At 48.2% G+C, this 13,706-nt stretch carries 10 protein-coding genes and 2 pseudogenes; 10 read left to right on the top strand and 2 right to left on the bottom strand.

Annotated elements, in window-relative coordinates; translation table 11 throughout:
- Positions 1-2: 2 nt before the first annotated feature.
- Positions 3-560, bottom strand: coding sequence for a DarP family protein (locus LO777_RS04935; RefSeq protein WP_228856434.1), 558 nt, complete (start codon positions 558-560; stop codon positions 3-5).
- A 13-nt stretch (positions 561-573) separates the two neighbouring features.
- On the bottom strand, positions 574-2,217 hold the full coding sequence (gene gpmI, locus LO777_RS04930) for a 2,3-bisphosphoglycerate-independent phosphoglycerate mutase (RefSeq protein WP_228856433.1): 1,644 nt from the start codon (positions 2,215-2,217) through the stop codon (positions 574-576).
- A 259-nt stretch (positions 2,218-2,476) separates the two neighbouring features.
- Between gpmI and LO777_RS04925 the strand changes: the two genes are divergently transcribed.
- From LO777_RS04925 to LO777_RS04875, 10 genes and pseudogenes are all read left to right on the top strand, one after another.
- Positions 2,477-3,109, top strand: coding sequence for a hypothetical protein (locus tag LO777_RS04925; protein WP_228856432.1), 633 nt, complete (start codon positions 2,477-2,479; stop codon positions 3,107-3,109).
- Positions 3,093-3,583, top strand: a pseudogene (locus tag LO777_RS04920) (gephyrin-like molybdotransferase Glp); the annotation flags it as partial. The gene LO777_RS04925 and the pseudogene LO777_RS04920, both read left to right, overlap by 17 nt.
- 75 nt (positions 3,584-3,658) lie before the next feature.
- Positions 3,659-4,357: a molybdopterin molybdotransferase MoeA gene (locus LO777_RS04915; protein ID WP_407929117.1), complete on the top strand. Its 699-nt coding sequence runs from the start codon at positions 3,659-3,661 to the stop codon at positions 4,355-4,357.
- Positions 4,354-6,282, top strand: a complete 1,929-nt coding sequence (locus tag LO777_RS04910) for a molybdopterin biosynthesis protein (RefSeq protein WP_268907512.1) — start codon at positions 4,354-4,356, stop codon at positions 6,280-6,282. Before LO777_RS04915 ends, LO777_RS04910 begins: the two co-directional genes overlap by 4 nt.
- Before the next feature lie 76 nt (positions 6,283-6,358).
- Positions 6,359-8,086, top strand: coding sequence for an aldehyde ferredoxin oxidoreductase C-terminal domain-containing protein (locus LO777_RS04905; protein WP_228856428.1), 1,728 nt, complete (start codon positions 6,359-6,361; stop codon positions 8,084-8,086).
- Positions 8,087-8,311 (top strand): MoaD/ThiS family protein, encoded by a 225-nt coding sequence (locus tag LO777_RS04900; RefSeq protein WP_228856427.1) that lies wholly within the window; start codon positions 8,087-8,089, stop codon positions 8,309-8,311.
- Positions 8,312-8,860: 549 nt separating this feature from the next.
- The gene (locus tag LO777_RS04895; RefSeq protein WP_228856426.1) at positions 8,861-10,018 is read left to right on the top strand and encodes a diguanylate cyclase; all 1,158 of its coding nucleotides are present in this window, start codon (positions 8,861-8,863) and stop codon (positions 10,016-10,018) included.
- Between the two features lie 143 nt (positions 10,019-10,161).
- Positions 10,162-10,434: an acylphosphatase gene (locus tag LO777_RS04890; RefSeq protein WP_228856425.1), complete on the top strand. Its 273-nt coding sequence runs from the start codon at positions 10,162-10,164 to the stop codon at positions 10,432-10,434.
- Between the two features lie 12 nt (positions 10,435-10,446).
- Positions 10,447-12,068 (top strand): annotated as a pseudogene (locus tag LO777_RS20930) (ABC transporter ATP-binding protein).
- A gap of 211 nt (positions 12,069-12,279) precedes the next feature.
- On the top strand, positions 12,280-13,695 hold the full coding sequence (locus LO777_RS04875) for a sensor histidine kinase (RefSeq protein WP_228856423.1): 1,416 nt from the start codon (positions 12,280-12,282) through the stop codon (positions 13,693-13,695).
- Positions 13,696-13,706: the final 11 nt, after the last annotated feature.

Below are 13,706 nucleotides of genomic sequence, written 5' to 3'. Positions count from 1 at the left end.
ATTCAGGTCTTTTCCGGACTGATCCTGTCCAGCATATCTTTCTTATCCACCGCAGCCTTCAGGATCCTGAACACCTCCCGGTAATGGGAATGAATCCGTGTTCTGGTATACTGGAACACGGACTGCCTCAACTCTCTCTCATTCAACGGATAAGCTGCGACAATGGAGGCAATTTCATCACCGGGCCAGTCAGGCTCCCACTCTTCTCCATTCTGCAGGCAGAACTGCTGGAAATCCATCGCCTCATTAATGACAACATCCCTCAATCTCTCCGCCTCCTTGTGGGCCATTGTCCGTTTTACGGCAGAACCTTTTTTTTCTGCAAGATAGTCGAGCAGATCATCCATGGAATCCTGGCGCATCACCTTTGCAAGATACTTGACCTGTCTTTTCCGTGCTCCACCCTTCAATCCCCTGCAGGCTATAATTTCCGACCTCACTGCCTCGCCACCGGGAAACACCTTGAGATCCCTGTCTGAAAGCCTGGACAGTTCTTCAGCCGCGGCTTCCTCCTGTTTGAATCTTCTTTTTCTTGCCGATTTACTGATTCGTTCAGTCATAATTTTTTTTTCGTCAACTATCTGTTGTAGAGGATTTCCACTCAAGCAATGATGGTTCATAATCATCCGGCGGAATGTAACCCAGGAGAACACACAGGGTTGCTGCCACGTTGGCCAGTCCTGGATTTTGGATATCGGCCATTGTAAAACTGTTGCTGTCGCTGTAATCCTTCACAATGAAAGGTACAGGGTTGAGGGTATGGGCCACCATGGGTGTAATTGTGCCGTTTTTCTTCTTCCACATACAGTCGGCGTTACCATGATCAGCCGTGACAACGGTTATACCACCGGCTTTTTGAACTGCATCGAGTATTCTTTTCAGTGATATATCAACCGTTTCCACAGCAATGCGAATGGAGGCAGGAAAGCCGGTGTGGCCCACCATATCTCCGTTTGCCAGGTTGAGACGGATAAATTTATGGTTGGCTCCGGCAATTATCTCAAGAACCCTGTCGGTAATTTCCGCCGCCTTCATCCATGGACGCTGATCAAATTCTATCTTGTCCGACGGGATTTCTTCATAAAGCTCAAACTTTTCGTCGATATAACCAGACCTGTTACCGTTCCAGAAATAGGTCACATGACCAAACTTCTGGGTTTCTGAAATGGCAAAGGAACTCACTTCCGCCCTGCAGAGATACTCGCCGAGGGTCTTGCTGATGGCCGGTGGTTCGATCAGGTAATTCGCAGGAATCTCCGCATCACCATCGTACTGCATCAATCCGGCATAAAAAACATCCGGTTTTCTCACCCGGTCAAATTCACTGAAACCGTCTTCCTCAAAAGCCCTGGAAATCTCAATGGCCCGGTCTCCCCTGAAATTAAAAAACACGACGGCATCCCCATCCTCAATGGTACCGACAGGAACGTCATCTTCCACAATGACAAAACTTTCCATATATTGATCGGTCATCTCCGGGTCTTCACTGTAATAGGTTGACACCGCCTCGGAAGCTGATGAAAAGAACCTGCCTTCCCCCAGAACATGGGCCTTCCATCCCCTTTCCACAACGGACCAGTTTGCGTTGTAGCGATCCATGGTGGTTATCATCCTGCCACCCCCGGAAGCAATTCTATAATCGGCTCCGTTTCCTGAAAGCCGGCTCAGTTTCTCCTCAAGTGGCTTGATATAATTCAGAGCACTCTTCGGGTCCACATCACGTCCGTCCAGAAGGGCATGAACCCTGACTTTTTTAAATCCGTTTGCAGAACACTGATCCAGCAGACCAAAAAGATGATCAATATGACTGTGCACATTACCATCGGAGACGAGACCGATGAAATGTATTGTTCCACCCGCTTCGGCACATTGTCGTATCATTGCCCAACTTGATCCTGCAGTAACCGAACCGGAAGATATTGCCTCATTCACCAGTTGCGCCCCCTGGGAAAAGATCCTGCCTGCACCAAGGGCATTATGCCCCACCTCGGAATTTCCCATATCATTTTCAGAAGGCAGACCAACCGCGGAACCATGAGCCTTCAGGCGGGTAAAAAGTTTCTCCTGGAAAAGCCGGTCAAGAACCGGGGTATTTGCCATATGGACCCCATCACTTTCATCACCGGGTCCAATGCCTACACCATCCATTATTACAAGTACCACGGGACCGGAAAACTCGGAGTACCCCGCATACTTTTTCAGCTTGTCTACTGTCATTGTCTTTCCATTTTTAAAAATTTAACACCATGAATATCAGCTGAATCCTGCAACTAAAAAAAATCAGCCTGACACTTATGAACCTGAAGATATGCATGAGGTTGAGGGTAAACAGATTTTTTTAACTGCATCCAACATTAATTTTGCTAAAATCGTCAGAGTACCTTAATATGGAACAGTGCGCCTTAATCAGGTATTAATCGTTTTTTACCTTCCCCCTGAATCCGGAACGGTTTCAGGATTCAGGTACTATTCTGAAATGATTCGAGCATCGTCCATGGAAAAAGCCATACAAACACCTGAACTTTCCCTCACAATCAATCCCCGGGACATGTCATTTTATACTACTTTATTGCAGTCCGGTATAGAAATCAAATGTCCACCTTATGAACCCGTCGCTCGTTTTCTCGACGGACTTCCCGGTTTTACAGTAGATTACATAGCGGACATCGTGCAGACAATCTTCCTGGACGGTACTGCAGTGGACGACCTCACCACTCCTCTGTCCGGAAAAAATCCAGTCCTCGCTCTTTCTGCGGCCATGCCGGGACTTGCAGGAGCAATTTTCAGACGGAACAGTTTTCATGCCGCCCTGCGCACCACTCCAGACAAAAAAAACACTCAGAATATAGAGACAAAAAAAGTTACTGTCACGCTCAAACTGTTTAACTCCATCGCTTTTGACAGGGGACCGGAACTGCTGCAAAATTCAATCATCATAAAGACTGGACATTTATTGAATTATCTGGCAAAACGTCCTTCGCTGCTTTCACAGATCAAACAGTGTGTACTCTCCGGGAAAACTGTGAACAAGGAGGATTTTCCTTTTCTTCTTGCTGATTTTCCCCGAATTAAACTGACAATTACCACCACCCATGACTCACTCAGATAATCCCAGGGACATGCTTGGCAGAACCGGTTTGATTACGGTTGATAACGCCCTTTTGATTCTCAGGAAAAACCTTGAGAGTCTGACCAGGCAGGAAGAACGGATCCCCCTGCATCAGGCTCTTGATCGAATCCTGTCTTATCCTGTTATTTCTCCGGAGGATCTCCCCGAAAAGGACCGTTCAACCATGGATGGCTATGCGGTGAGAGCGGCGGACACATTCGGTGCCAGTCATTCCATGCCCTGTTACCTGAATATTACGGGAGAGGTGATCATGGGAGAAATGCCGGTGGGTAAGGTCAAAAAAGGATGTTGTTTCAAAATTCCCACGGGCGGGCTGCTGCCACCGGGGCCGACAGTGTCGTTATGCTTGAACATACCGTCCCCGTGGATGACACCATGATTGAGATTATCAAGGGTGTGGGTGCCGGGACAAACCTTATCAGAAAAGGCGAGGATATAAAAAGGGATACTACGGCCCTGAGTGAAGGGCATCTCCTCCGCCCCCAGGACCTCGGATTGCTGGCAGGACTTGGAATTGCCGAAGTAAATGTGTATAAAAAAATCAGGGTCGGTATTGTCTCCACAGGAGATGAAATAATTCCTTTCCAGGAAAAACCCCGGACAGGCCAGATAAGAAACATAAATTCCCTGACCCTGACCGGCATGGTCAGGCGGCTCGGTGGAGAAGTAACCGACTACGGGATCGTTTCAGACCACAGGGATATATTTTTTCCCGCTCTTGAGAAAGCAGTGCAGGAAAATGATATCGTACTCTTTTCCGGGGGCAGCTCTGTTGGTGTTCGGGATCTGGGTGAACAGGCGGTCGAGACCCTTGGTCCTCCCGGAATCCTTGTTCATGGTGTCGCTCTCAAACCGGGCAAACCCATCTTAATCGGGATGAGCGGAGCCACTCCTGTTTTTGGCCTTCCGGGTCACCCTGTTTCTGCACTGGTCTGTTTTGATCTCTTTGTCGGCCCGGCAATCCGTGCCCTCCAAGGAAAAAATGAAATCCTCCCCGAGCCCGGCCTCAGCTGTGTTTTAAGCCGTAATATCAACTCCGCTGCCGGTAGACGTGATCTGGTGCGGGTAAAACTCAAACTCGAGAACGACACATGGACGGCCTACCCCATCCTTGGCAAATCCGGTTCCATCTCCACCCTCTCAAGGGCTGACGGATTTTTTGTGATTGATGAGGAAAACCAAGGCGTTTCCAGAGATGACCAAGTTCTTGTATATCTCTACCAATGAGCAGACAACACAATATATATGTGCGTAATACGGTCCTGGCCGAAGCCATGACCATTTGGAAAAAAGCACTCGATGAATGCGGGTTCTACAGTAAATCTCCGGTGGAAAACGTCAAAGTCGATGATTCCCTGGGGCGTATTACCGCTCATCCGGTTTTTGCCCACAGGTCATCCCCCTCCTACAATGCTGCCGCTATGGACGGGATTGCTGTCCATTTTTCCGACCTGAGCAGCGCCACGGAAGCAGCTCCTGTCCGGTTGACCAGAGAACAGTTTGTTCCCGTCAACACAGGAAACGCCATTCCAGAAGGGTTTAACGCTGTTGTTATGATTGAAGATGTTCATCAGATCGATAAAGACACTGTTGAACTGCACATGCCGGCCACCCCCTGGCAGCACGTCAGAACCATCGGTGAAGATCTGGTGGCAACGGAACTGATCCTGCCGGAAGGACACAGGATTCGACCCATCGACCAAGGTGCTATGCTGGCCACGGGTGTCACGGAAATAGAAGTCCGTTGCCCCCCGAGGGCCCACGTAATTCCCACAGGATCGGAACTCATCCAGCCGGACCAGGCCCCAAAGGCCGGAAACATTATAGAGTTCAATTCCCGGATTCTAGCCGGTTATCTCAATGAATGGGGTTGCGTGGCAACAAGAGGCCTGCCGGTCCTGGACGACCCGAAGCAACTCAGGGAGACAATTAAAGCTGCTGCCCGGACAAATGATATCGTTATCCTTAACGCGGGTGCCTCCGCCGGAACCCGGGATTACAGTGCAAGAGTCCTGGCCGAAGTTGGAAAAGTAATTATCCATGGGGTGGCCATCAAACCTGGAAAACCGGTTATTCTTTCAATGGTTGGGGATACACCTGTAATCGGTCTGCCGGGGTATCCCGTCTCCGCCCTGCTCACCATGCGCCTTTTTGTGCGCGATATGATTTATGACTTTCTGGCATTGCCACGACCCGAACCCCAGATAATTGAAGCGGTCATGTCGCGCCCTCTTCACTCCGCCATGGGCGTCGATCAGTTCGTCCAGATAACCCTGGGCAAGGTGGGCGAAACCCTCATGGCCACACCATCCGGCAAAGGAGCGGGCGTTGTCATGTCCCTGGTGAGAGGCGATGGACTGCTTACCATTCCCACAGGCAGCGAAGGTGTAGGCGCGGGGGAAAAAGTGAAAATCGAGCTTCTCCGCTCCCGCAACGATATTGACGCAACTCTTGTTTTCATAGGCAGTCACGATAATATTCTCGATCTGCTGGCCAATCAGCTGCATCGGCAACGTCCCATTGTCCGTATCTCATCCGCCCATGTGGGCTCCATGGGTGGACTTATGGCCATCAGAAGGGGAGAGGCCCATATTGCCGGGACTCATCTCCTCGATGAAAAAACAGGAGAATATAATATTTCCTTTATCCAGCGCTTCCTGAAAGACATTCCCCTGCAACTTATAAACCTCTGTTACAGGGAACAGGGCCTGATTGTCGCCCCCGGAAATCCTGAAAACATTCAGAGTTTCAAAGATCTGGCGGATAAAGGTCATATTTTCATCAATCGCCAGAATGGTGCCGGCACCCGGCTGCTGACCGACAAGATTCTGGCCGAAGAAGGCATTGATCCTGCTGATCTCCAGGGATACGGGCATGAGGAATACACCCATATGTCAGTAGCTGCTGCGGTTGCCAGCAACAGCGTTGACGCGGGCCTTGGCATCCGGGCCGCCGCCAATGCCCTTGGCCTTGATTTTGTACCAATAGCTGAAGAAAGATACGATCTCATTATACCAAAAACCTTTTTAGAAGAGAGCAAAGTAAAAACCGTTCTTGATCTGATTCGTACGGATAGCACTTTTCATGAAACAATTCTTTCCCTGGGAGGTTACAACCTGCGGGATTGCGGCAAGGTTCTATATGAACAATGATAAAAACATTCTAGCTTCAGGGTTCCTTTATTGTTCATTTTCCATTCACCTGAATCAACCTTAAAAGGAGAAAAATATGACTGATAAAATTTTTCGAGTCAATATGAGTACACTTACCACATCCGTTGAAGAAGTTCCGGCGGAGTGGGCCGGACACGGTGGTCGCGGCCTGACATCAACCATTGTTGCCGCGGAAGTGAACCCCACATGTCACCCTCTTGGTTCTGCCAATAAACTGGTCATCGCACCGGGCCTGCTCTCCGGCACTGTAGCAGCAAACTCCGGACGAATCTCAATCGGCGCCAAAAGCCCTCTCACAGGTACAATAAAGGAGTCAAACGCAGGCGGAACAGCTGCCCAGCTCCTCGCCAGAGCAGGATGCAAGGCCATTATCATTGAAGGGGTGCCGGGGGAGGACAAATGGTACAGCCTGGCGCTGACCCCCGAGGGCATCACCATCAATGAAGAGACAGAACTGATCGGAAAAGGCAATTTTGAAGTGCTCTCCGTCCTCGATAGCCGGCTTGAAGGTAAACAGGCCGTTCTCACCATCGGCCAGGCCGGAGAAATGCGGCTCGCTGCCGCCAATATTTCCATCAAGGATCCGGATGGAGGTCTCAGATCCAGTGGTCGTGGTGGTCTTGGTGCCGTCATGGGCTCCAAGAAAATTAAATTTATCACCATTGATCCAAAAGACGGGAAAGTGGCCATCGCCGATCCGGACAAATTCAAACAGGCCAACCGGGTCTTTGCCAAGGCGCTTGTGGACCACCCGATCAGCCAGGGACTCGGTCAGTATGGCACCAATGTCCTGGTCAACATCATCAACGAAGCCGGAGGACTGCCCACCCGTAACTTCACCAGCGGCCAGTTTGACGGCCATGAGGCTATTTCCGGTGAAACCATGCATGACACCATCCTCGAACGGGGCGGCAAGGTCAAGCACAACTGCCACGCTGGATGTGTCATTCAGTGTTCTCAGGTCTATCACGATGCCAAAAAGGAAAAACTCACCTCCGGGTTTGAATATGAATCTATCTGGGCCATGGGAGCCGACTGTTGTGTTGATAACCTTGATCATATTGCCGAAGCCGACAGGATCATGGATGACATCGGCATCGACACCATTGAAACTTCTGTAGCCATGGGGGTAGCCATGGAGGGCGGTGTACTCGAATTTGGCGATGGTGCTGGTGTCTGCAGAATTTTGAAAGAAGAAGTCGCCTCGGGGAGTGCTCTCGGTCGCATTATTGGCAACGGTGCTGGAGCCGTGGGCAGGGCTTTTGGGCTCACCAGGGTACCGGTTGTGAAGAACCAGGCCATACCCGCCTATGACCCACGGGCCATCAAGGGTATCGGCATAACCTATGCCACCTCCACCCAGGGTGCCGACCATACCATGGGATATACCATTGCCACCAATATCCTCAACGTCGGTGGCAATGTTGATCCCCTGACAAAGGAAGGCCAGGTTGAGCTGTCGAGGAATCTGCAGGTGGCCACCGCAGCCATCGATTCCACTGGCATGTGTCTTTTTATCGCCTTTGCAGCCCTTGATAACGAAACATGCCTCCCGGCTCTGGTGGACATGCTCAATGCACGCTTTGATCTCAACCTTACCGGGGATGATGTTGTGAGCCTGGGACAGAGTATTCTCAAAACGGAACGCGCGTTTAACAGTGCTGCCGGTTTCACTGCAGCGGACGACAGACTGCCCGAATTCTTCTACACCGAACCGCTGCCGCCCCACAACACTGTTTTTGATTTCAGTGATGAGGAAATCGCAACATTCTGGGATTTCTAAATGCGGGTGACCATCAAACTTTTCGCCTATTTCAGGGATTCCCGGTTCAAAGCTGAGAACCGGGAAATCCCGGATGGAACCACGGTAGGTGAAATTGTCGATTCCCTTGGCATTGACCGGGAAGAGGTGGGCGTACTCATGATCAATTCCAGGCATGCAGCTTTCGATTCAGTATTAGAGGAGAACTGCATGCTGGCCATCTTTCCCATGATCGGTGGAGGATAACACACGCTGCAGCTGACGACAGATTACCCGAATTCTTCTCCACTGAACTGCTGACACCCCACAACACTCCTTTGATATCAAATATAAGAAAGTGTCTGCGTCCCAGGATTTCCAGATGTGGGTAACTACCAAGCTTTTAGCCCGCATTTCTCATGAACATTGTGTCAATTTTGAGATGAGCTGTAGAATACAAATAATTAGCCAACTATCAGTAGTCGAACAAAATTGACACAATGTTCACCCAAGGTCAGCCCAGGCGACGCCATCTTCTGCAATATTTCAACAGTAAATATAGGCCACTATTATTTACTCTTGAAAATTTTGTAGCTGACGCCGCCTGAACTGATGAAAAATGCGGGTTAGCCCATTTCAGGGATTCCCGGTTCAAAGTTGAGAGCCGGATAATCCGTGCTGAAACCATGGTCGTTTAAATTGTCGATTCCCTTGGCGTTGAAAAAGTTCCTGTTGCAGTCAGCTCCATTTTCATGTTATTAATTCGAAGATTACTGGACGACAGACTGTAAACTATGAGGAGCCTGATAAAACTGCATGAATCAAACAGAAAGCACAGTATATAAATATAAGGTGGAAGCCTCCAGTGATGAGGAATTTATTGCCAAAATCGACGATTATTCCAAAGCTTCCGGACCTGAAGTGTATACTGCAGTTTTCAAAATTCTGGCAGGCATAGACATCCCCGAGAAAAAAGGCAGCCGATTCTGGCGGGAATCCCTTGAACACAGGCTGAAACTCATGAAACTCCTGGGAAGATATGTCGACATAACAACTGCCCTCAGCGATTTTCTGCAAACCTCAACTGAACATCTCTCTCACCCGCGACTCATCGAAACCACATACTATGAGAACGTAGTTCGGGACACTATTTATGACCAGCTTACCGGCCTTTTCAACAGAACATATTTTGACGAAACATTTACCCAGCAGCTTTCCCTGGCAAAACGATACAACACTGATCTCACGGTACTTTTTCTTGATATCGACAATTTTAAAGAGGTAAATGATACTTATGGTCATCTGGCTGGGGATGAAGTTCTGAAACAGACTGCCGGTATCATTAATCTTGAAAAAAGGGACAGTGATATCGCAGCCAGGTTCGGCGGTGAGGAATTCATCCTGCTCATGTCCCACACAGACAGCATCAATGCGTTTATCCTTGCAGAAAGAATACGAAAGGAAATTGAGTTGCATCTATTTTCCCATAAATCTGATACCCTCAGAATAACCATCAGTGGCGGTCTGGCTTCATACCCTCTCAATTCTGACAACCCAACTCAACTGCTGTCCATGGCAGACAGCGCTCTTTATCTTTCCAAAGGGGCTGGAAAAAACAGGATTTCCCATTTCAAAAAAGAAAAAAGACGTTACCTCCGGGTAAAAATCAGTCAACCGATACTTGTAAAAGAACTCGATTTCAAGGACTCAATCCCCTTTTCCGGTAAGAGCAAGGATATCTGTGTCGGCGGGATTCTTTTTGAAAACAAACATCCGCTGCCCATCGGCGCCCTGATCAAAGTCAAGGTGGAAACAGGGCATAATTCATCTGTTCTTCTGATTGGAAAAGTAGTACGTATAGAAAAATTTTCAGAAAACCGCTATGATATAGGAATGACGACATCGTTCAATGAAATGGCCAAAGCAGCCAACCATGAAATTTCTGCCATTCTCCATAGCAACGGATCTCCTTGATCTATTTGAACAACTGAATTCCTGGAAATTGGCTGGAAGAAAAATGATTTTAATTCGCCGGATTGAGAGTTCTTACCGCTTTTGCGATCTATTGCAATAAGAACACAAAACCGTCATGAATTTGGATTTCAGGTACACTCCGCATGATTAGCAAAAAAGTCATAGTAAAAGGAAAAGTTCAGGGTGTGTTCTTTCGTGACTACACGAAAAGACAGGCCGTCAGTCTCGGCTTGACCGGCTGGGTCCGCAATCTTCCCGATGGTTCCGTTGAAGCGCTTCTCTCCGGGGAGGAAGAATATGTCAGGTCAATGCTCGACTGGTTCCATGATGGATCTCCTCATTCAAAAGTAGATGAAGTGCTCGTTTATGACTCTGAGACAGACAAATCGTACAGCTCTTTTGACATACGTTATTAAGCAGAATTCCCCATGCTGCTGACGGTCGACAACTTCAACCTCTGGTTCCATGGACGTAACGAACAGAATAACCCTGTTCAAACCCAGGTCCTCCATAATATCTCCTTCACCATCCCCAAGGGTAAAACAACAGCCCTGGTCGGTGAATCGGGCTCCGGAAAATCCGTCACAGCTTATTCCGTCCTGCGCCTTCTTGAGGAAAACAGTACAATAAGCACTACCGGTTCCATTATTTTTGAAAACAGGGATCTGCAAAAACTTCCTTTTGAGGAAATGCGCATAATCAGAGGAAACCGGATTGCCATCATTTTCCAGGAACCAATGAGTTCTCTAAACCCTGTTTTCTCCGTGGGCAACCAGATTAAAGAGCCTCTTCTCATCCACCGCAGGATGGTAAAAAAAGAAGCGGAAAAAGAAGCCATACGATTACTTGACCGGTGTGGTATCATTGATCCGGAACGATGCATGACAGCCTATCCCCATCAGCTGTCCGGTGGCCAGAGGCAACGTGTCATGATAGCCATGGCTCTTGCCTGCAGACCGGCACTGCTGATCGCCGATGAACCGACCACTGCGCTTGATGTAACAATCCAGGCCCAGATTCTGCAGCTTATTCATGATATCCAGATGGAATTTAATATGGGCCTCCTCCTGATATCCCACGACCTTGGTCTGGTTAAAAAAAATGCCGACCAGCTTGTCCTTATGAAAAATGGTTTCATTGTCGAACAGGGAAGGACAGAGCAGCTTTTTTCTTCTCATTCGAACAGTTACGCAGGCCAACTCCTTTCCCTTACAACCAGGGAACATAAACAGAAGGAGATCTCAAAATCTCCACTTCTCCTTGAAACTGAAAACCTGAGCTGTTTCTTTGCCACTGCCCGCAGCTGGGGCCAGTTCCTCAGACGTGAAAAAACCCGGATCACCGCGGTGAACAAGGCAACTATCCGACTTCACAGGGGAACCACATGCGGTATAGTCGGTGAATCCGGGTCCGGGAAAACGACGCTCGCCTTTGCCATTTTAAAACTGACCCCAGTCAAGGCAAAATAGTCTACAACGGAAAAGACCTGGCACAGTTAAATAGTGGACAGATACGAAGCCTTCGTCGACACATGCAGATCGTTTTCCAGGATCCTTTTTCTTCTCTCTCACCCAGGCTCACCGTTGAAGAGATCATTGGAGAAGGACTGAAAATCCATTTCCCGGAATTTGATCGAGCCAATAGAAGAACCAGGATCCTTGCAACGCTGGAAGAAGTTGGATTGACGGCGGACATGATCTATCGTTATCCCCATGAATTTTCCGGAGGACAACGCCAACGGATTGCAATTGCCCGGTCAATCATCCTGAAACCACAACTGCTGATTCTGGATGAACCGACTTCAGCGCTTGATGTTACCATTCAGGCCCAGGTCATTGATCTCCTCCTCACACTGCAGGAAAAGCATAACCTGACCTATATTTTCATATCCCATGACCTTCGGGTTATAAGGGCCATGGCGGACTATATAGTTGTCATGCAGAACGGAAAAATCGTTGAAAGCGGACCATCCCGTGAACTGTTTTCCTCACCCGCACAGAATTATACAAAAACACTTTTCCAGGCGTCTCTATATGATTTTCAGCAATGAAATGAATGACGATTCAACTGCAATTCCCAACTATTTACTTTTCCTTTATATTTTGGTAAACACAAAAGAGTAAAATAATATTTTTCCCTTGACCGGCAGAGCTCGACTAAAAGGCTCAGCCATGCTTTCATGGGAAATTCGGGATAAACAAATTCTTGAGCCCTGTTGCTTTTCACCGTCAGCCTTCAGTGCCAAGCTGTGGAGTATTTTTGTGTTCAGACCATTGCGCCTCAGCCTCATCGGCAGATTCAAGTTCATCCATATATGTTATGTGATTGGGATTCTGATAATCGGATACATTTCCTATGAAGACCTGCGCACAGCAGAGGAAAAACTGCAAATCATGGGCCTGGCCTACAAGCTCAATAATATAATCCTGGAAGTTCGCCGGTATGAAAAAAATTACCTGCTATACAATACGCCCCAGGCACTGCATGAAAATGCAAAATTTATTGACCTGGCCCTGAAGACCCAGAGGGATATGTCCGATAAGGTGGAAAAACTGAAAGTTGCTCCCATGCTGGAGGAACTCAGCAGTCATATTGAAACTTACCGCAGAAGTTTCAGGCAGTTCACCAGGGCAGATCCCACAAGCCCCGATCTGCACAAGGATATAATTGAAAAAATAAGACTGCAGGGTCAGCAGATGGTTGAATTGAGTGAACATCTGGTTAAATTCGAACATACTCAGATTTATTCAATACTCAAAGAACTCAAACAGCAACTGGTCATCTGGGCGACTATTGCCATTCTGCTGAGTATTCTCATCCCTTTTCTCATTTTTTCACGGATTTTCGACCCGTTGACCGTCATCAAAAAAGCCACAAAAGATATCGCCCTGGGACGTTTCAAAAAACTGGAAATTCCCGCCACCAGGGATGAAATGCAACAGGTCATGGAAGCATTCAATACCATGGTTCAGGAGCTTGAGCACAGGCAGGACCAGCTGGTCCAGTCTAAAAAACTCTCTTCAATCGGCACACTGACTGCCGGTGTGGCCCACCAACTCAACAATCCCCTGAATAATATTTCCACCTCCTGCCAGATCGCAATCGATGATCTGGAATCCAATGATCAGGAACTGATCCGCAGAATGCTGAAAAACATTGAACAGGAAACCCACAGGGCAAGGGATATCGTTAAGGGATTACTCGAATTTTCCAGATTGCAGGAATTCACCCTCCGCCCTTCAACACTCGTCAATATTGTCAATCGAGCCGTAGAACTGGTAAAAAGTCAGATTCCGGCAGATATTATCATTACAGTCAATGTTCCGAAAGACCTGGTCCTGCCTGTGGATATACAGAGGATGCAGGAAGTGTTCCTCAATCTTCTCATCAACGCTTCCCAGTCAATTGAGCACCAGGGAACAATTACTATTTCCGCCAGAGTCGATGAACAGGAAAACAGTGTGCTGATAGAAATTACCGATACTGGTCAGGGTATTCCGACAGAGATACGCGGACAACTGTTCGACCCGTTTTACACCACGAAAGAAGAGGGCAAGGGGACTGGTCTTGGCCTCTCCGTCGTTTACGGTATAATCCAGCGGCACCATGGAGAAATATCCGTTGAAAGCACTCCCGGGGAGGGTGCTTCGTTCCATATCAAACTCCCCCTGGGCTAGAAACAACTACA

Origin of the sequence: Desulfomarina profundi (assembly GCF_019703855.1) — a bacterium.
In the GTDB taxonomy this organism is placed as follows: domain Bacteria; phylum Desulfobacterota; class Desulfobulbia; order Desulfobulbales; family Desulfocapsaceae; genus Desulfomarina; species Desulfomarina profundi.
Note: the sequence above shows the minus strand (reverse complement) of the source record. Positions and strands in the feature narration are given on the sequence as shown.